Annotated in this window: 17 protein-coding genes; 8 read left to right on the forward strand and 9 right to left on the reverse strand. The window is 64.6% G+C overall.

Annotated features, from left to right (window positions below; translation table 11 throughout):
- From JMY28_RS26335 to JMY28_RS26355, 5 genes are all read left to right on the forward strand, one after another.
- A partial coding sequence (locus JMY28_RS26335; RefSeq protein ID WP_201698833.1) for a DUF2345 domain-containing protein occupies positions 1–1,990 on the forward strand: 1,990 nt, incomplete at its 5' end.
- Between the two features lie 2 nt (positions 1,991–1,992).
- Positions 1,993–3,915: a phospholipase D-like domain-containing protein gene (locus JMY28_RS26340; protein ID WP_201698834.1), complete on the forward strand. Its 1,923-nt coding sequence runs from the start codon at positions 1,993–1,995 to the stop codon at positions 3,913–3,915.
- A 6-nt stretch (positions 3,916–3,921) separates the two neighbouring features.
- Positions 3,922–5,202, forward strand: coding sequence for an SEL1-like repeat protein (locus tag JMY28_RS26345; RefSeq protein ID WP_456238748.1), 1,281 nt, complete (start codon positions 3,922–3,924; stop codon positions 5,200–5,202).
- 73 nt (positions 5,203–5,275) lie between these two features.
- Positions 5,276–5,440, forward strand: coding sequence for a hypothetical protein (locus JMY28_RS26350; protein WP_201698835.1), 165 nt, complete (start codon positions 5,276–5,278; stop codon positions 5,438–5,440).
- Entirely contained in the window at positions 5,437–6,045 is a 609-nt protein-coding gene (locus JMY28_RS26355; RefSeq protein ID WP_236597052.1) for a LysR substrate-binding domain-containing protein, read from the forward strand. Before JMY28_RS26350 ends, JMY28_RS26355 begins: the two co-directional genes overlap by 4 nt.
- 9 nt (positions 6,046–6,054) lie before the next feature.
- Here JMY28_RS26355 and JMY28_RS26360 read toward each other — a convergent pair whose 3' ends face one another.
- Positions 6,055–6,984 (reverse strand): LysR family transcriptional regulator, encoded by a 930-nt coding sequence (locus tag JMY28_RS26360; RefSeq protein ID WP_201698836.1) that lies wholly within the window; start codon positions 6,982–6,984, stop codon positions 6,055–6,057.
- 127 nt (positions 6,985–7,111) lie between these two features.
- Here JMY28_RS26360 and JMY28_RS26365 point away from each other — a divergent pair, with 127 nt between their 5' ends.
- From JMY28_RS26365 to JMY28_RS26375, 3 genes are read left to right on the forward strand one after another with little or no spacing between them, the layout of a single operon-like run.
- The gene (locus JMY28_RS26365) at positions 7,112–8,050 is read left to right on the forward strand and encodes a hydroxymethylglutaryl-CoA lyase (RefSeq protein WP_201698837.1); all 939 of its coding nucleotides are present in this window, start codon (positions 7,112–7,114) and stop codon (positions 8,048–8,050) included.
- Between the two features lie 16 nt (positions 8,051–8,066).
- Positions 8,067–9,218: a CaiB/BaiF CoA transferase family protein gene (locus tag JMY28_RS26370; protein WP_201698838.1), complete on the forward strand. Its 1,152-nt coding sequence runs from the start codon at positions 8,067–8,069 to the stop codon at positions 9,216–9,218.
- Between the two features lie 60 nt (positions 9,219–9,278).
- Positions 9,279–10,718, forward strand: coding sequence for an MFS transporter (locus JMY28_RS26375; protein ID WP_201698839.1), 1,440 nt, complete (start codon positions 9,279–9,281; stop codon positions 10,716–10,718).
- A gap of 49 nt (positions 10,719–10,767) precedes the next feature.
- Here JMY28_RS26375 and JMY28_RS26380 read toward each other — a convergent pair whose 3' ends face one another.
- From JMY28_RS26380 to JMY28_RS26415, 8 genes are all read right to left on the reverse strand, one after another.
- Positions 10,768–11,106: a DUF2322 family protein gene (locus tag JMY28_RS26380; RefSeq protein WP_201698998.1), complete on the reverse strand. Its 339-nt coding sequence runs from the start codon at positions 11,104–11,106 to the stop codon at positions 10,768–10,770.
- Positions 11,107–11,179: 73 nt separating this feature from the next.
- The gene (locus JMY28_RS26385) at positions 11,180–12,562 is read right to left on the reverse strand and encodes an amidase (RefSeq protein WP_201698840.1); all 1,383 of its coding nucleotides are present in this window, start codon (positions 12,560–12,562) and stop codon (positions 11,180–11,182) included.
- A gap of 38 nt (positions 12,563–12,600) precedes the next feature.
- Complete coding sequence (locus tag JMY28_RS26390; RefSeq protein ID WP_201698841.1) at positions 12,601–13,302, reverse strand: DUF2848 domain-containing protein; 702 nt, start codon at positions 13,300–13,302, stop codon at positions 12,601–12,603.
- Between the two features lie 68 nt (positions 13,303–13,370).
- Positions 13,371–14,678 (reverse strand): MFS transporter, encoded by a 1,308-nt coding sequence (locus JMY28_RS26395; protein WP_407945541.1) that lies wholly within the window; start codon positions 14,676–14,678, stop codon positions 13,371–13,373.
- A 59-nt stretch (positions 14,679–14,737) separates the two neighbouring features.
- Positions 14,738–15,406 carry a DUF4286 family protein gene (locus tag JMY28_RS26400; protein ID WP_201698843.1) on the reverse strand — a complete coding sequence of 223 codons (669 nt, stop codon included), beginning with the start codon at positions 15,404–15,406 and terminating at the stop codon, positions 14,738–14,740.
- Positions 15,407–15,506: 100 nt separating this feature from the next.
- A complete protein-coding gene (locus JMY28_RS26405; protein ID WP_201698844.1) occupies positions 15,507–16,556 on the reverse strand; it encodes a LysR family transcriptional regulator in 1,050 nt (349 codons plus the stop codon).
- A gap of 49 nt (positions 16,557–16,605) precedes the next feature.
- On the reverse strand, positions 16,606–18,072 hold the full coding sequence (locus JMY28_RS26410) for an MFS transporter (RefSeq protein WP_201698845.1): 1,467 nt from the start codon (positions 18,070–18,072) through the stop codon (positions 16,606–16,608).
- A 64-nt stretch (positions 18,073–18,136) separates the two neighbouring features.
- The gene (locus tag JMY28_RS26415) at positions 18,137–18,673 is read right to left on the reverse strand and encodes a hypothetical protein (protein WP_201698846.1); all 537 of its coding nucleotides are present in this window, start codon (positions 18,671–18,673) and stop codon (positions 18,137–18,139) included.
- Positions 18,674–18,748: the final 75 nt, after the last annotated feature.

Raw genomic sequence — 18,748 nt, forward strand, 5'->3', positions numbered from 1 at the left:
GGTCACGGCACTGAAGACTCACGCGGAAACGGTGCCGCAGTCGTACACGGTTGCAGACTACAACCCGGAAAGCGCCTGGGAGCGATTCAAGGACAGCGCCAATGTCGCGCCGCAGGACCCGACCACGTATGGCCAGCCCTATGTCTACGGCACCCACCACCTCGACCAGGCCGGGGCGAAGTGGGAAGCGCAGTTGCGTCACGAGGCTGCCCTTGCACGGCAGGTCATCTACGAGGGCGGGAGTAACGTTCTGGCGTTGCAGTGTGCAAGCGTGCTGGAGACAGATATTGTCCTGCCCGACGCGCCCAAAGGCCAGGTTGTGATCGAGGTCAGGCACAGTGGTGCGCGCGACCAGCCCTATGCGAACCGCTTCAGGGCCATTCCCGCCGACCGGCGTTTCAGGCTCCAGCTTAAACCGGAAAAATGGGCGCGTATCTCCGGCACACTCAGCGCGCGCATCTGCAGTCCCGACAAATACAAATACAGCTACCTGAATTCGGTCGGATATTACGTCGTTCGTCTGGATGCCGACTTCGGCACCTGGCCGAAGGGCGGCGAGAGCGTGCCGCTGCGCCTCGCGAAGCCCTTTGCCGGCAAGCTGCAAACCGGTATGCACTTCGTCGCGCTGGACAACGACGAGGCCGTGATCTCATTTCGGGATGGGGACCCGGACAAGCCGGAAATCGTCGGCTTCCATCACCACAGCCAGGCGCGCGACCTCATCACGAACGACCGTCGCTGGCTCTCGCGCAACGTGATCCGAACGCAGTCGAACAACAAGCTGCGCATGGAGGATTGGGCGGGCCAGGAGGGGATCAAGCTCAGTACCGAGCACTCGGGCAAGTCGCAGCTCAATCTCGGATACCTCGTCAACCAGAAGCTGGAATACCGCGGTGAGGGCTATGAGGTCCGGACATCGGGCTGGGGCGTCAGCCGCGCAGGCAAGGGCCTGCTTCTGACGGCATACGACCGTCCCGCTGCCACGGGCAAGCAGCTCGACATGCAGGAAATCATCGCGCAGCTGGAAAGCGCGCTGGCCACGGCGAAGGCGCTGGCCGCGTCCGCCAGCAGCGCGAAGGCCGAGCCTGCTGACACCGACGCGCAGCAGCAGATGAAGGAGGATTTCGACGGTCTGAAGAAGCCGGGGCTGCTGATGGGCACACCAGCCTCGGCGGCCCTTGTGGCAGGCGAGGGCGTCCAGTTCGCGGCGCAGGGCGACATCAGCACGGTGGCCGGGAAGAACGCCGACTGGAGCGTGCTGAAACGCTTCACGGTCGCAGCAGGCGAAAAGATATCGCTGTTCGCGCAGAAGCTCGGCGTGAAGATTTTTGCGGCCAAAGGCCCGGTCGAGGTACAGGCGCAAGGCGGCCCGATGTCGTTCGCTTCGGACAAGGACCTGACGGTGGCGAGTGTCAATGGCGTGGCGCGCATTGTAGCGAAGACCGAACTCACACTCGAATCGGGCGGCGCATTCATCCAGATGAAGGACGGCAGCATCACCCTGGGCGGTCCCAACGACTTGTTCCTGAAGGTCATCACGATCCAGAAGCAGGGCAAGGCGACTCTGAGCATGCCGCTGGATCTGAATCACCCGGCGCTCTCCGGCCTGCCGACCGTGCCGCTTACGTTCTACACAGGAGCCTCGCCCGCTTCACGCGCGGCGATTCCGGAGAACATGCCCTACAGCCTGTTCGTGGGTAAGACACTCGTGAAACAGGGTGTGTTCGATGAAACTGGACTGCTCCAGGTCGATCACCATCCGACGACGCAGCAGTACACGCTGAAGCTCGCCAACGGTGCGAGCTACACGATCCCCGTTGCTGGACAGTACCGGGGCAAGGCGGATAACGGTGCGCTCGCTAATAGCGGCTTTCAGTTTCACGAGAACGGCAAGGACCCGGATATTTCGCCCGTCGCAGACCGGGCCAAACATCGTCAGGACTACAGTGGTTTTCTGAACGCTGAGTCCGGCCAGGAATCGGGAGAATAAGCATGGCTAATCCGACGAACATCGTTGTTCCCATTGCGCTTGATGAGCGGCAGGGGGCGGACATCTGCCTGCCCTGGTTTGTCGATTTCGCGCCGGAAGGGCCGTCCGAGTATCCGCCCCGCATGGCCACGTATGCGCCGCTGGTCAACGGAAAGAAGGCATTCGGTGCGCTCTACGAAGCCATCGACAAGGCAACCACGACCATCGATTACGTCTGCTGGGGTTTCCAGCCGTCGATGTACTTTGTCCGCGATCGACAGTCGCATCGCATCGGCGATCTGCTCATCAAGAAGGCCAGGGAAGGCCGCAAAGTCCGAATCCTGTGCTGGCTCGATAGTGCCTGGGCCGCGCAGTTCAGTGAGCAGGAAGTACCAGGGTGGACTGAGGGCGCGAGGTTCGCGACGCAAAACGAGGACGCCCAGCAGATTGTCTACGACCGAAACTGGTATCGCTGCGCGCAACTGCCAAAGGGAGCGAAGCCGTCAGCAGTCCCGGCAGCGGGATCGCAAATGTATCCGCAACTGAACGCAAACCTGTATCAGCTACTCGGCACGCAATCTCTCAAGGACATCGGCATCGAACTGGTGACGCGCGACTTCTCGCGGAAGGAGCGAGCGGAGATCATGGATCGCGAGAAGCTCCTGCGCAAAGCCGGTGAAGGTCCGACAAAGGCGACCATCGCCGCATATGGCGCGGAGCCCTCCCACCATCAGAAGATGGTCCTGATCGACTATGAAAAGCCGGAAGTGGCTGTTGGGTTCGTGATGGGACACAACACGCTGGACGCGTATTGGGACGACGACGGGCACAGCTATCAATGGAAAGCGCCGGATCTCGGACGCAATGGCGCGACACCGCGACAGGACATGTCGGCCATCGTGACAGGGCCGATCCTCGAACATCTGAACGTGAACTTCTGCCGGGCGTGGAAGCGGGATGCTCACGAAGATCTGCTGTCGAAGCGCAAGGGGTTGGAGCAGCAACTGAAGCTGCGAAGAGAGTTCGGTATGCCAGTGATGGCTCAGATCAACCGCACACAGTCGCAGGAAGGTGTGCGTAATATCAAGTCGCTTTACCTGCAGGCAGTCAATAACGCGACGAAATTCATCTATATCGAGAACCAGTATTTCCGGTGGCTGGACCTCGCGACCGAGATTAAGGATGCGATACAGAGGCAGATTACGGCTGGGCGTGATCCCGATAAGCCGGTCCATCTTTTTGTCGTGACCAACGCGAGCAAGGATGGCATGGGCCTGGGTGCAGGTACGACCTACGACATGGTTAGCAGTCTGGGCCGCGCCGACACCATGCCAGCGGTTGCGCGGGAAGAGCAGAACGAAGTACTGGGTTCCGCATTACTGGATGTCCAGAAGCAGGTCACGGCGGCGAACACGCAGATGCGAAATGCGAGTAGCCCACAGCAACAGGCCAGCGCGCAACAGGCTATCGACGCCGCGCAGGCCAATGAAGCAAAACTTCAACAGCAGTACGACGACAACCTGGACTTGAGCAAGGCGATCGTGCCTCAGCCGATTCCGGGCCTCAAGGTTCACATTGGGTCGCTGGTTGCGCCGGACTCGCCGCCCGGCAACACGTGGATGCCGGTTTACATTCACAGCAAGATCATGATTATCGATGACGTGTTTCTTACGCATGGCTCGGCCAACTGCAACCGGCGCAGCATGGAAGTGGATAGCGAACTGAACATCTGTCACGAGCGGATGGACGTGACGCAACCGCTGCGCAGGTATCTGTGGGATATCCACACAAACGGACAGGGCGCGCAGGATGACCCGGCGATTGCGTCCGATAAGTGGGAAAAAATCATAACTCGAAATGCCAGTTGCCAGAAAAATGGGCTGGCACCTACAGCGTCGCTCATCGGCTTCATGTGGACTTCCGATAAACGGCGACGGCTGGACTGATCGATGATGCGAAGCACAACCATTGCATTTTGTATGGCGCTCACGTTATGCGCCTGTTCGAACAAGGATAACCCCATGCCCTCTCAACCCGAATGGAGCACCGCGCGCGCGAAGCTGGCTTTTACCTGCGTTCAGAAAGCAGACCATCTACCGCCGCTCGATCCGCAAGCCGATGCATTGTTCCAGTACGCGCTGTTTCTCGAAAAGAAGCCTGGCCCGAAGGACTACGACGCGGCGGCCCGCTACTACCGGATTGCCGCCGCGTATGGACACTACAAGGCCAACCATAACCTGCAACTGCTGGTATCGGAGGGCCTGGCACAGTCCCCCCATGCTGCAACCGAAACCATTGATCTGGCTGAACGGCTGATTGCCGCCGGTATTCCCGGTGGTTATTACGACATGGGCCACTATCTCGAACTTGGCTATGGCGTGAAAAAGGACGAGAGAAGCGCGCGGGTCTATTTCCGCAAGGCGGCAGACCTCGGGAGTCCAGAGGGGCAGTATGTTGTAGGTGACCTACTCTCTCCACGAGACCGCGCCCCCGAAATTTCACGTCAGATGATGGACTGTGCAGCCGATCAGGGATATGGAAAGGCTGCAAACTATCTTGGTGTCGATCTGTCGACCAACAAGCTATACCCTCAGGCTGTTCAAGCGTTTCAAAAAGGTGTGGCAGCCGGCGACGCTATGGCTGCTTCGTTTTTGGCTGATGGGTTCAAGGTGCCTCCTGCGACCGACCGACTAAACTATCTTGCTTTGCCGAACGATCCGGAGCGGGCGAAGCGCTACGATCAAGTCTGGAAGTTCCTCACCGACCACGAAAGCCTCAATCCCAAGGTGCCGGACATCGACCAGATCGTGCCGCTGCCGCCCGCGAAGCTGCCGCCCTGGGACGGCACGTTCCAGTGGCAGAAGGAGCAGGACGCCGCCACGCCGCCGCAGAAACCTGCTGAATCGCTTGTCGCAAAACTGGCTCGCGAAAAGGACCTCGACCCGACAACAGGCCTGCCTCTCGTGCCAACCAAAAGCGCGCAGGCCGAACGCGTGCCGCTCGGCACGACGGCCTACACCAATGAGGTTTGTCCGCAGAATGGCGTGTGGTGCGCGAAGCAATGGACTGGCTACAGTCTGGAAGCTACGCAGCACTTCCGCAAGGGGCAACCCATGCCGGATCTGACCGTCCGCTATCCCCGTTCCATACCACTACTCGATGCACTGCTTGGCGTGCGTCAAGATCGTACGTATGCGACGTGGAGCCTTGTTTCATACAGCGATCGGACGTAGCGCGATGAGGAATCCAAAAAGACACTGGCTTGTCCGGTACTGGTTTTATATTCCGTTCTGGATATCCGTCGCATTGTCGGTATTCGTCGTAGCCGGCCTCGGTGGAATTGATGAAATCCTTGATCCGTATTACATCAGGGTCTTTGTCATCCCGCTCCTGTTCCTGCTCGGCGTGTCCGGCGGGCTCGGCCTGTTCGTCCATATCTTCGTTATGTCCTGCCGGAACTCGGCAGATTGAACAGACGCAGCCCGCGTATCGACCTGAGCGCACGGTGCGTGTCGGGCACGGTGAACCACTGGACCGGTTCGCAGTTCTGCGATTTGGGCGTGGCCGTGTACATCGGCGAGGCGTCGAATTGCGAGGTGGAATTGCTCTCGAAGGTATCGGCCGTATGCGTAATGCCGGCTTCGCATCCGCTCGCGAAAAAGGCCATGATCCGGCCCGCCGATCTGGAGGGGGAATCGTTCATCTCGCTGTGCCACGGCGACGGCACGCGCACGCAAATGGACGAGGTGTTCCAGCGTGCCGGCGTGGAGCGCGTACTCGCCATCGAGGCGCAGTACACCGCGATCTGCTGCGAGATTGTCCGCTGCGGCATGGGCGTGACGCTCGCGCATCCCATCGTCGCACGCGATTTCGCGGGGCCGGACATCGCGATCCGGCCGTTCTCGCCGGCGGTGATGTTTCCTACGTACTTGCTGTTTCCGCCGAACCGGCCGCGCGAGCGTCTGGTGGCCGAGTTCGTCGAAGTGCTGCGCGCGCATCACGATGGTTTGATTGCGCAGATGAAAGCGGCCGACCGTGGGCCTGCGCGCAAGCGCACGAAGCAAGCGGCGGCTTGAGGCGAGAAGTCAAGCCATGCTTTTAGCGCCGCGCTTTTTCTGTGCCGCCCGCTCCACGAGATGCTCGACCATGCGCTGCGCCGCGGGCTGTAACGTGTCGAACGCACGAAAGCACACGATGAAACGGCGCCGCGCCCAGGCGTCGGTGAGGGCAATGGTGTGCACGTCCATGATGCGCCGGTAGGTGTTGCTCACCTCCTGGGGCACGACGCTGATGCCTAGATTGGCGGCCACCACGCGAAACGCCGCGTCGAGCGTCGACACCACCGCGCGATAGGCGACCGTACGCCCGCTGCGTGCCGCCGACTGCCGCAGCATCGTATGCACGGCAGTGGAAGGCGGCAGGCCCACGTGCTCGTAATCGAGTGTCTCCTCGAAAGCGATGCTGCGGCGTTTCGCAAGCGCGTGCTCGGGATGCACGGCGAGCACGAGCCGGTCTTCGCGCCAGGGGCGCGATTGGAGTCCCCCGAGTTCGACGTTGTCCCAGCACACGCCTAGCGAGGCCGCGCCGTCGCGCACGCGTTCCACGAGTTCGTGCGACGTGCGCTCCTCCACGTTCACGCGAATGTTCTTGTACGCAGGCAAGCGCATGAACGACGCGAGATCGTCGAGAAGCGCTTCGGCGATCGCAGAGGCCGAGGCGCACACGCTCACGCTGCCCGAGAGGCCGCTGCCCAGCGCAGCAACGTCGCTGGCCGCGCGCTCGAGCGTGAAGATCACGCTGCGCGCATGCTCGAGCAGCGCGAGGCCCGCCGCGGTGGGTTGCACGCCACGGCGCGAGCGTGTGAGCAGTGGCACGCCGAATTCGCTTTCGAGTTGGGCGATCCGCTTGCTGATGGCGGAAGGCTCGATATGCTCCTCGCGCGCCGCACGCCCCATGTTGCCGTGCTCGCACACGCTCACGAGAAGGCGCAGGGTCTTGAGGTCGATGTCGTGCACGGTGTCTCCTGACTGCGTTTTGTGTGTTTCCGAAATAGAATCTTAAAGCTTCCAAAATACCGCTTTATGTATTTTGCGGAATGCCTAAAGTTAGCACATCGCTGGAGACAAAAACGGAGACACCTTCATGCCCCCATTACCGCAGCGTTGCGTGATACGCGAGGTCGGCCTGCGCGACGGCCTGCAGAGCATTCAGACCGTGCTGCCTACCGAACACAAGATCGAGTGGATACGCGCGGCACACGAAGCCGGCCAACGCGAGATCGAAGTGGGCTCGTTCGTGCCCGCGCGGCTCTTGCCGCAACTCGCCGATACGGCAGAACTCGTGGCTTACGCGAAAACGCTGCCGGACCTCTTCGTCTCGGTGCTCGTGCCGAACCTCAAGGGCGCTGAGCGCGCGCTGGAGGCGCAAGCGGACCTCATGCTCGTGCCGCTTTCCGCGAGCGAGGCGCATAGCCTCGCGAACCTGCGCAAGACGCCGGATGAAGTGGTCGCCGAGGTGGCGCGCATGCGCGCCGCGCGCGACGCCAGCGGCGCGAAGACGCTGATCGAAGGCGGCATCGGCACGGCCTTCGGCTGCACGTTGCAAGGGCGCGTCGAGCCCGCCGAGGTGCTGCGCTGCATGCAGGCGCTGCTCGACGCGGGTGCGGACCGCGTGAGCCTCGCCGACACCGTCGGCTACGCGAACCCCGCCGCCGTGCGAGAACTCGTCGAGGCCGCGCGCGGGATCGCGGGCGAGCGTTTGTGCTGCGCGCACTTTCACGACACGCGCGGCCTCGCGCTCGCCAATGTCTATGCCGCGCTGGAGGCGGGCGTGACGCGCTTCGACGCCACGCTTGGCGGCATCGGCGGCTGTCCGCATGCGCCGGGCGCAAGTGGCAACGCGTCGAGCGAAGACCTCGCGTTCATGCTCGCGGACATGGGCATCGACACCGGCATCGACATCGAACGGCTGCTCGCGCTGCGCGCGCGCGTGGCCGCGTGGCTGGAGGGCGAAACGCTGCACGGCACGCTCTGGCGCGCCGGCCTGCCGAAGACCTTTGGCGCAATCGCGCATCACGCCTGATTAGTAGGAACTCCTTATGAATACGCAAAACCGGTTGCCACTCGAAGGCGTGCGTGTCGTCGAATTCACGCACATGGTCATGGGCCCCACTTGCGGGATGATCCTCGCGGACCTCGGCGCCGAAGTCATCAAGATCGAGCCGCCCGGTGGCGACAAGACGCGCAATCTGCCAGGCCTCGGCATCGGCTTTTTCCGCTCGTTCAACCGCAACAAGAAGAGCGTGGTGCTCGACATCAACACCGAAACGGGGCGCGCGACGGCCGTTGAGCTGATCGGCGAGTGCGATGTGATGCTCGAAAACTTCCGGCCCGGCCTCATGGAAAAGCTCGGCCTGGACTACGCGACGCTCTCGCAGCGCTACCCGCGCCTCATTTACGTCTCGCACAAGGGCTTTTTGCCGGGCCCCTATGAAAAGCGTCTCGCGCTGGATGAAGTCGTGCAGATGATGGGCGGCCTCTCCTATATGACCGGGCCCGCGGGGCGGCCGCTGCGTGCCGGCACGTCGGTCAACGACATCATGGGCGGCATGTTCGGCGCGATCGGCGTGCTGGCCGCGCTGCGCGAGCGCGACACCACCGGGCGCGGCCAGGAGGTGCAGAGCGCGCTGTTCGAAAACTGTGTGTTCCTGAGCGCGCAGCACATGCAGCAATATGCCATGACGCACGAAGCGCCGCCGCCGATGCCCTCGCGCGTTTCGGCCTGGAGCGTGTACGACGTGTTTACGCTCGCAGAGGGCGAACCGCTTTTCATCGGTGCGGTGAGCGACAAGCAGTTCGTGACGCTGTGCGACGTGATCGGCTGCCCGCAGCTCGCCAACGAGCCTCACTTCGCGAACAACGCCCTGCGCGTGGCCGTGCGGCCTGAACTGCTCGAACGCCTGGGCGCCGTGTTAGCCATGCAGCAGGTAGCCGAACTCATGCCGCGTCTCGAAGCGGCAGGCATTCCGTACGCGCCAATCGTGCGCCCCGACCAGTTGCTCGACGATCCGCACCTCAAGGCGAGCGGTGGTCTCGTGCCGATGCAGACCGACGACGGCGGCATGACCGAAGTTGTGCTGCTGCCGCTCATGATGGACGGCCGCCGTCCCGGTGTGCGTCAGCCGCTCGCGCGGGTGGGAGAGCATACCGAAGAGGTGCTGGCGGGACTGAAGTCACACGCACAGCGCTGAGCACGCAGGCCCGGCGTTCACAAGAATGACGCCCAGCGAGGCGTCGTCATGGAGACAAGCATGCAACGAATCCTCGGCGCGGACGATCCGCTCGACGCCGTCACGGCCGCACCCGTGGGCAATCGCGCGGCGGCGGCCCTTTCCGCAAGGCTCGACCGCCTGCCCGCCACGCGCCAGCTTTGGGCGCTGGTGATGCTCATTTCGCTGGGAGGTTTTTTCGAGGTCTACGATCTCATCTTCACGGGCTATATCGCACCGGGCATGGCCAAAAGCGGCATGCTGCAAACCACTACGCACGCGTTTTTCGGCTTCAATGGCATCGGCGCATTCGTGGCCGCGACTTTCGCGGGTCTTTTCATCGGCACGTTCTGCTTCGGCTGGCTGCCCGACCGATTCGGACGACGAAGCGTCTTCACGTTCTCGCTGCTCTGGTATTCGGCGGGGTCGGTTGCGATGGCGTTTCAGCATACTTCGCAGGGGCTGATCCTGTGGCGCTTCATCACGGGCATCGGCGTGGGCATCGAGATCGTCACCATCGACAGCTATGTCACGGAGATGGTCCCGCAGCAGATGCGCGGGCGCGCGATGGCGTTGAATCAGGCGATCATGTTTTCGGCGGCACCCATTTCGGCACTGCTTTCGTGGTGGCTCGTGCCGCAGGCGCCGCTCGGTCTCGATGGCTGGCGCTGGGTCGTGCTCGCCGGTTCGCTCGGTGCGGCGATCGTGTGGTTCGTGCGCCGCGCCGTGCCGGAAAGTCCGCGCTGGCTCGTCACGCACGGCCAGACGGAAGCGGCCGAACGCGTGATCGCGCAGATGGAGCAGCGCGCCGTGCTCGAAAGCGGCAAAGCGTTGCCCGAGCCTTCGCCCACGCTCGTGCTGCCCGCGCATCGGCGCGCCTCGCTCGCGGAGCTCTGGAAGCCTCCGTATCGCGCGCGCCTCATCATGCTGATCGCGTTCAATCTGTGTCAGGCGGTGGGCTATTACGGTTTCGCCAACTGGGTGCCTACGCTCCTGATCGGGCAGGGCGTGACCGTCACGAAGAGCCTGCTCTACGCGGTCGTGATCGCCATCGCGCTGCCGTGTGGGCCGTTGCTCGCGATGCTCGTGGCCGATCGCATCGAGCGCAAGTGGCTCATCGTCGGATCGGCATTCGCGGTTATCGTGTTCGGGTTGCTGTTCTCGCAGGCGCGCGGGCCGCTCGCGCTCATTTCGCTCGGTGTCCTGATCAGTCTCGCGGGACAGACCATTTCCGTGTGCTATCACGCCTATCAGGCCGAGCTTTTCCCGACTGCGGTGCGTTGCAGCGCCAATGGCATCGTCTATTCCGCGAGCCGCGTGGGCGCGATGATGTCGGGTTTCATCATCGCCGCGTTGTTGCGCGATGTCGGTGTGAGCGGTGTGTTCGCCGGCATCACCGTGTGCATGGTCGCGGTGATGATTTCCATTGGCGGGTTTGGGCCGCGCACGAATGGCGTGCGGCTCGAAGAGCTTTCGGCGTGAGGGGCAAGGCAAAGAGGCGTGCCGGCCGGCACGCCTGCGAAGGCAACGCTCAGGCTGCGGCGATCACGTCGATGCGCAGCGCAGGGCCGCCCGCTGCGATTTCCAGCAGACGATCGACGTTCGGGTGCGCGCCGGGACGATTACGTGCGTCGGCGGTGTGCTCGGCGAACACGGCGAGACCATGCTCGGCGGCGTTGGCGTCGAGCGTGCCGAAGGCTTCGCGCAGATAGTGGTAGACCGCGAGCGAGCCCTGCTTGCCCGGCTTGTTTTCGATGCTCGCGGCCACGTTGCCCTGAGCGTCCACGAGATCGATGCGCTCGATGCCGTCGATGCCCGGCAGCAGTGCGAGATTGTCCTTGAAGACGGCGCCCGGTTGAATTGCCTGAATCACTGAAAACACTCCGTTGGTTCGATAAATGGCGTTTGGGGAGCCGTATCTTAGCCGATCGGGGTGAGCCGCATCAGGCCCCGTTCGCGTCCTGCAACACGCTTTCGATCGCGGCGGCCACGCTCAGCACGTGCGCGTCGCTGTCGGCGAGTCCCGCCACGCTCAAGCCCACGGGCGCCTCGCCGCGCGGCGCGCACGGCAGCGACACCGCGCAGCCGTCGAGGAAGTTCACCACCGAAGGATTGCGCAGCACGAGCGCGTTCGTTGCCGCGAAGTGCGCCGGGTCGGCTTCGAGCGCCGCGATTATCGGCGGCACGATGGGCACGGTCGGCATGAGGAAGGCGTCGAAGCCCGCGAGCGCGGCGCGCGCTTGTGCCATCGCGTCGGCGCGCGCGGCGAGCAGGTCGAGATAGTCGGCGGCGCTCGCCGTTTCGCCCAGACGGATGCGCGCGAGCACGCGCGGGTCGTAGCGCTGCGCGTGCTCATGGAGCCGGCTGCGGTGCGTCGCGTAGGCCTCTATCGGCGAGAAACCGAAGCGGTTGATGGCGGGCAGCGCCTCCAGCAGCGGCAGGTGCAGCGGCGTGATCTGCATGCCCGCGCGCGAGAGGCGCGTGAGCGTGGCTTCCCACGTGCGAGCGACATGCGCGTCCATGCCTTCGGTCACGTAGTTCGACAGCACGGCGAGACGCAGGCCCTTGGGTTCGGCGGGGCGCACGCGCGCGGCGTCGCCGTCCGTCGGCAGGCCCGCGAGCACGCGGTCCACCAGCGCGCAGCACGCCACGCTCGGGGCGATGGCGCCGATCGAGTCGAGTGTGGTCGAAAGCGGGAACGCGCCGGCCGTCGGCACGCGCCGGGCCGTGGGCTTGAAGCCGGTCAGGCCGCAGAACGCGGCGGGAATGCGCAACGAGCCGCCCGTGTCGCTGCCAAGTCCTGCCGCGGCCATGCCGCCCGCCACCGAGGCTGCCGCGCCCGACGAGGAGCCGCCCGCCACGCGTGCCCCGTCGCCGTCACGCCACGGCGAGCGCGGCGTGCCGCGCCACGGATTGAGGCCGAGCCCCGAGAACGCGAATTCGCTCATGTTGGTGCGCCCGAGCGGGACGGCCCCGGCGCGGCGCAGGCGCGCGACGGCGGACGCGTCGAAGGCGGCCGGCGGGGCGTCGTCGAGCACGCGCGAACCCGCGCGCGTGGGCTCGCCCGCCACGTCGAACAGGTCCTTGATCGAGACCGGCAGGCCCGCGAGCGGCGAGAGCCGCACGCCCGCGCGGCGCAGCGCGTCCTGGGCGTCGGCCTCGCGGCGCGTGCGTTCGGCGTCGAGGGCAATGAACGCGTGGCCGCCGTTGCCGCCTTCGGCGGCAATGCGCTCCAGCGCGGTTTCCACGAGCGCGCGGCTCGTCGTGCGGGCCGCGTCGAGGTCGGCGGCAAGTTGGGACAGGGGCGTGGCTGGGAGGAATGACATGGGTTTCATTGCGCGTGTACGGGGAAAAGGATGAGCGCTCAGGCCACAACAGGCAGCGCACGAACCGCGTAACGCGCGTGCAGGCTGCGTTCGAGCACCGGATCGTGCAGTTCGAGCTCGAACGCATCGCCCGAGTCCATCGCCGCCATCTCGCCGTTCACGGCGAGCGTGCCGCTGTACATCGCGCTGCCCGGTGGCAGTGCGCCCGTTTCCGTATAGCGGCGCCATAGGTCGGCGGGCGGCAGCAGGCCGTCCACGGCGCCGCTCTGGTAGGCGCGCGTTTCGCCATTCGCGGCGATGAGCGTGGCGCGCATCGTCAGCCGGTCCCAGTGGCCTGCCACGTCCTCGTAGCGCCACGCCTCGCGGCCTAGCGGCTTCGGGCACACCTGCTTGGACACCGCCACGCTGTATGCCTCCGCCTTGCGGTCGGTGTGGTCGGAGCCGATCGTCACGAGCGTACCGAGCGGGCTCGCCACGAGCACGCACTCGATCTCGCCGCTCGTGTGGGTGCCGAGCACGTCCACGGTTTCGGCCTGGTTCAATTGGTCCGCACCCACGCGGTAGAAAAGCGGCGTGCTCGAAGGGGGCGCCACGCCGAGCGCGGCGAGTTCGTCGACGTGATGCTGGATCGCGTGAGCGTCGCGGCCGGCCCAGCCGGCGATCACGAGCGTGTCGATATCGAGCGAAAGCGGCGTGGCTGCGCCGCCGGCCGGAAGGACGGTGAAGGAAAGCGTGGTCATGATGGCAGTTCGAAGAAGATAGGGCGCACCCGGCGCACTGGCTGGCGCGCCGGGAGGAAAAGCGCAGGTCAGTCCTGCAGCGGGCGATGCGCGGTTTCGCGTGCGGCGATCAGCGCGATGCCGGTGACGATGAGCGCGCCGCTCACGTAGAGCGAGACGGCTGCGGTGCTGTGCGAACTGCGGAACAGCGCGACGATGATGAGCGGTGCGAAGCCGCCGCCGAGAATCCCGGCGAGCGTATAGGCGAGCGAGGAGCCGGCATAACGCACGCGGGTCGGGAACTGCTCGGTGACGAAGGCGGCCTGCGGGCCGTACATCACCGCGTGAATCACGAGGCCGATCATCACGGCGAGCACGATCAGCGCGGGCTGCGAGGTGTTCATCAGCATGAAGAAGCCGAATGCCCAGACGATTGCCGCGATCACGCCGCCAAGGTACACGGGCCGCCGGCCGAAGCGGTCGGAGAGCGCGCCGAAGAACGGCACGGCAATGGCGTTGCAGGCGGTGCCCGCGAGCACGGCGGTGAGCGCGAGCGAGCGCGAGAGGTCGAGCACCGTGGTCACGTAGGTGAGCGTGAATACGACGAGCAGCGCGTACAGCACGTCGGAGCCGATGCGCGCGCCGCCCGCCACGATGAGGCGCCGCCAGTGCTGCGAGAACACTTCGAGCACGGGCACTTCCGCGGTGGCGTGCGCTTCGTTGAGCTTTTCGAACTGCGGCGTTTCACCGACGCTGCTGCGCACCCAGATACCGAAGCCCACGAGCAGCAGGCTCGCGAGGAACGGCACGCGCCAGCCCCACGAGAGGAATGCATCGGACGACACGGAAATCGTGATGATCGCGATGAAGGCCGTGCCGAGCAGCGTGCCGAACGAGGGCCCGACTTGCGCCCACGAGGCGTTCAGGCCGCGCTTTTTCTGGTCGCCGTGCTCCACCGCGAGCAGCACCGCACCCGCCCATTCGCCGCCGAGCGCGATGCCCTGCACGAAGCGCAGCGCGACGAGCAGCATGGGGCTCAGGATGCCGGCCGTGGCATAGGTGGGCAGCACGCCCATCAGCGCGGTGGTGATGCCCATGAGCACGAGCGTGAGCATCAGCACGGCGCGCCGCCCCATGCGGTCGCCGAGATTGCCGAATATGAAGCCGCCGAGCGGCCGCGACACGTAGCCCACGGCATAGGTCGAGAACGCGAGCAGCGTGCCCGCGAGCGGGTCGACGGATGGGAAGAACAGATGATTGAAGACCAGCGCGGCGAGCGTGTTGTAGACGGTGAAGTCATACCATTCGAGCGACGTGCCGATCATGCTGGCGCTCGCAAGACGGCCGCGTCCGGCGCGCTTGCGCTCGATCGTCGAGGCCTGGGCGAGAGAGTTCATCGGGGTCTCCATAGTCGTTGGGCGGGCCCGGGGGGCGTGAAGCGCCTGGGGCCTGGGCTTTACGCCGCGAGGCGCCAGAGCATGTCGAAGCTGCGCACCGTCTCGCGGGCCACGCCTGCGGCTTGCGCGAGCTGTTCGGCGGCGGCGCGTGTTGCGGCGTTCGAGCTGCCTTCCACGAATACGACCGCGTCGTCCGTCACGGCGCGCGCCGTGCTCGCATCACCGCTGGTCGCAAGCGGTGAGGAAAGCGTGCCTTCGGTGCGGAACACGCGCACCGCGTGGACGCCGGGTTCGTGCGTGGCGGTGTCGGCCGCATCGCGCCAGGTCGCGGCGGCGAGCGTCTGCGGCGCGGCCACGAAGATCGCGACGTGCGCGCCTTCGCCTTCACCCGCTTCGAACGCAAGCTCGCCCACTCGGCGCTGCGTGTCGCTCATGCGCGCGAAGTTGCGCAGCGACCAGTCGGTCTGCACCGTGAAGGCCTGACGGTAGGCGTCGCTGCGGAATACATCGAGCGATTCCGTCACGTAGAGCGCGAGATAACGGCGCGCGTGGCCGTCGTTGGCAAGAAAGCGGCGCGCATGGCGAAAGCCGCGAATGCCCACGCGCTCCTGCATGTGCTCGCGGTCGTACCAGGCATTGAAGTCGGCTTCGGCGTGCGGGTCGGTATCGGTCCAGATGCAAAGCTGGCCGGGTTGGGCCTGCGGTGTCGAGTTGCGTGTCGTGCTCATCGGGTATTCCTGCGCGTACGTTGAATCGGATAAACGCAGTTTGGCGAGCGCGGGCCACTTCGGTCCAACAAGAAAAAAAATACGCAGTGAACAGGTTTCTTTATCGCTTGTTTTTGTCGCTGGCGGCGCGTGCCGATTTTGCCGGGTGCTGGCGCGCGGTTTTTGCCGCGGGTTTTGCAACCCCGGCCGTGCGGGCCGGGGCTTTTGGGCGGCGCGCAGGGCTGGCGGATCTGGACGGCGTTTCGCCATCCAGTTCCGGCCCTAAAGCGAGCACAAACGCTTGCGCCTGCTCGGCGGCAAGTTCGGCGATACGCGCGGGCAAGGGCTGGCTCTGCAGACGATAGCTCGCCACGAGCGGCAGCGGCACGAAGCCGCTTTCCACGTCGAGCACTTCGAGCGCGCCCTCGCGCAGTTCGCGCTGGATGATGGCGGGCGGCAGCACGCTTACGCCGAAGCCGTCGGCCACCAGACGAATCATGGCCGCCACCGAGCTGATGCAGTTGATGCGCACCGGGCGCTCCACCGCGCGCGCAAACTCTCGTTCGAGCGCGATATGCGGTCCCGAATTGCGCGAGAAGCTGATGATGGGAAATTCGGCGAGTCGCGCAAGATCGACGCGTTGGCCCGAGAGCCCGAGCGTGGGGCTCGCGACCCAGCGCATGGGGAATTCGCACAGCGGCAGGTCGGCGAACTCGCGGTCGCCCAGCGCGTGCGTTTGCAGGATCAGATCGACGGCGTCGGCGCGCAGCAATTGCGTGAGGTGGATCGTGGTATCGCTCGTGACTTCGATCTCCAGATGAGGAAAGCGCTCGCGCACGCGCGCCATGAGCGCGGGAAACCAGCTATGCACGATCGACTCGACCACGCCGATGCGAATGAGGCCGCCGCCGCCGCTCGCGTCCTCGACTTCGCGGCGCATCTCCTCGCCGAGATTCACGATGCGCTCGGCGTACGCGAGCATCTTGCGGCCCGCGGGCGTGAGCGTGGCCGAGCGCGAGTTGCGGTCGAACAGCCGCACGTCGAAACTCTCCTCCAGCGCAGCGATACGGCTCGACACGGCCGCCTGCGTGGTGTGGAGCTTCTCCGCGGTGAGGCGGAAATTCTGCAGGCGCGCTAGCCAGATGAATGTTTCGAGAAACCGGATATTCATGATTCGGAGGAGGGCGGACGGCGAGGACGCATGATAGCGCGTCGTCGCCTCATTCCTCCCCCACAGCCGAAAGCGGCGCGGCCACATGCTCGAGCGACTTGCGCTCCGCGTCCACGCCCCAGATCGCAGCGACGAGCGCCGCGCCGATCATGAGCGCCGAGCCCACCACATAGCCCGTGAACACCTCGCTGCGCTGGTGCGTATCGATCAGTCGTCCGAAGAATGCCGGGCCGATGATGCCGCCCAGCGCCGTGCCGAACGCATAGAAGACGGCGATGGCAAGCGCGCGAATCTCCAGCGGAAACGATTCGCTCACGGTCAAATAGGCGGAACTCGCCGCCGCCGACGCAAAAAAGAAAATCACCATCCACGCGGCGGTTTGCATCGTCGCCGTGAGCATGCCCTGCTCGAACAGCCAGCCGCTCACCGTGAGCAGCACGCCTGAAAGCGCATAGGTCGCGGCGATCATCGTGCGACGGCCGATCACGTCGAACAGACGCCCCAGCAAGATTGGCCCGAGGAAATTGCCGAGTGCGAACGGCAACAGATAGAGGCCCACGTCGCCGCCAGGCACGTGATAGAACTCCGTGAGCACGAGCGCGTAGGTAAAGAAAATCGCGTTGTAGAAGAAGGCTTGGGCCGTCATGAGCGAAAGACCCACCAGCGCGCGCCGTCGGTGCCGCACGAAGATGGCGTGGAAGACCGCACGCAGCGGCGTATGGCTGCGCGCATGCAGACGCAGCGGGTCGTTGGGCGGGTCTTCCAGCGTATGGCCCGCATCGCGAAAGCGCGCTTCGATATCCTCCACGATCCGCTTCGCTTCGTCGTGCTCGCCGTGCGTGAGGAGCCAGCGCGGGCTTTCGGGAATCCAGCGGCGCATGGGCAAGATGATGAGCGCGAGCACCGCGCCGATAAAGAAACACACGCGCCAGCCCCAGTCCGCGGGCAGCAAGTGCGGGTCGAGCAGCACGAGCGAGCCCGCCGCGCCGATGCCCGCGCCCACCCAGAACGTGCCGTTGATGCTCAGGTCGGTCCAGCCGCGTACGCGCGCGGGCGTGAACTCCTGGATCGTCGAATTGATGGCCGCGTACTCGCCACCGATGCCCGCGCCCGTGATTGCGCGAAACGCCACGAAGCTCGCAAAGCTCCACGAGAACGCCGTAGCGGCGGTGGCAAGCAGATAGACGGCCAGTGTGATGAAGAAGAGCTTGCGGCGCCCCATCCGGTCCGTGAGCCAGCCGAAGCCGAGCGCGCCGCATACCGCGCCCGCAATATACGCGCTACCGGCGAGGCCCACCTGCGCGTTGTCCAGATGCAGCACCGGGCTCGTTTTTAGCGCACTCGCCACCGCACCGGCCAGCGTGACTTCGAGACCATCTAGCAGCCAGGTGACGCCCAGCGCCACGACGATGAGCACGTGAAAGCGGCCCCACGGCAGGCGGTCGAGACGCGCGGGCAGCGTGGTTTCGATGATGGCGGACTTATCGGTCGTCTCGGTCGTGTTGGGCGGATTCATCGGGCAAGGCGGGGTTCAGCACGCGTTGCCTGGCAGCATGCGCCGTTCCCGAAAGGCGGGCGCTTTAGAAACCGCGCCGAACCGTAACCGTTGCGCCGGTGCTATGCGAATGAAGAATGGCGACACGCGCGGTGGCGGAAAACACCCACTCGTCAACGGTCAGCGAGAGCCGGCGCTGAGGTTGCGCACCGATGTTCAGCGTGCTGTCCGGCACCTGAAGAATCGAGATTTGCGGCGCTGTGGAAAGGCCCATCTGCAGATAATCGGAAGTGGGCCGCCCAGCCTGCTGCGAGTCATAACGGCTCCCGGGCGCGGACTTCACGAAATCGTAATGGTATTTGTCCTGTGCCACTGGCGCGCTATAAAAGCTTTCGACTTGCGCGTAAAACGGCTTTGGCTGATTCGCCTGATATTCCATTTCGTACCGGCGCAGGTACGCCTGGGGTTCCGGTGGTAGCGCTGGAACCACTTCCATAGGCATGGACGGGATATTGGCGACCGTCATGGTTTCGGGAGCGTTCAAGCCGGTGCTCTGAGCAAACGCATAACCGCTCAGCATAAAAAAGGCTGCACCGACAATCTTTTCGTTCAGGCACGTCATGAGTGCCTCCAATGACGAACGCGAAACATCAAACTGCCGAACGTTCCTGCTGAACAGACTGCCCTTGCATCAACT

Origin of the sequence: Paraburkholderia hiiakae, assembly GCF_904848665.1 — a bacterium.
Lineage (GTDB): Bacteria > Pseudomonadota > Gammaproteobacteria > Burkholderiales > Burkholderiaceae > Paraburkholderia > Paraburkholderia hiiakae.

What these genes read in the sequence shown, in the direction of transcription:
- JMY28_RS26345 (WP_456238748.1), top strand. Translation starts at nt 3,922, where the DNA reads ATGCGAAGCACAACCATTGCATTTTGTATGGCGCTCACGTTATGCGCC.
- JMY28_RS26365 (WP_201698837.1), top strand. Translation starts at nt 7,112, where the DNA reads ATGCCCCCATTACCGCAGCGTTGCGTGATACGCGAGGTCGGCCTGCGC.
- JMY28_RS26410 (WP_201698845.1), bottom strand. Translation starts at nt 18,072, where the DNA reads ATGAATCCGCCCAACACGACCGAGACGACCGATAAGTCCGCCATCATC.
- JMY28_RS26370 (WP_201698838.1), top strand. Translation starts at nt 8,067, where the DNA reads ATGAATACGCAAAACCGGTTGCCACTCGAAGGCGTGCGTGTCGTCGAA.
- JMY28_RS26375 (WP_201698839.1), top strand. Translation starts at nt 9,279, where the DNA reads ATGCAACGAATCCTCGGCGCGGACGATCCGCTCGACGCCGTCACGGCC.
- JMY28_RS26415 (WP_201698846.1), bottom strand. Translation starts at nt 18,673, where the DNA reads ATGACGTGCCTGAACGAAAAGATTGTCGGTGCAGCCTTTTTTATGCTG.
- JMY28_RS26340 (WP_201698834.1), top strand. Translation starts at nt 1,993, where the DNA reads ATGGCTAATCCGACGAACATCGTTGTTCCCATTGCGCTTGATGAGCGG.
- JMY28_RS26390 (WP_201698841.1), bottom strand. Translation starts at nt 13,302, where the DNA reads ATGACCACGCTTTCCTTCACCGTCCTTCCGGCCGGCGGCGCAGCCACG.
- JMY28_RS26400 (WP_201698843.1), bottom strand. Translation starts at nt 15,406, where the DNA reads ATGAGCACGACACGCAACTCGACACCGCAGGCCCAACCCGGCCAGCTT.
- JMY28_RS26395 (WP_407945541.1), bottom strand. Translation starts at nt 14,678, where the DNA reads ATGAACTCTCTCGCCCAGGCCTCGACGATCGAGCGCAAGCGCGCCGGA.
- JMY28_RS26385 (WP_201698840.1), bottom strand. Translation starts at nt 12,562, where the DNA reads ATGTCATTCCTCCCAGCCACGCCCCTGTCCCAACTTGCCGCCGACCTC.
- JMY28_RS26405 (WP_201698844.1), bottom strand. Translation starts at nt 16,556, where the DNA reads ATGAATATCCGGTTTCTCGAAACATTCATCTGGCTAGCGCGCCTGCAG.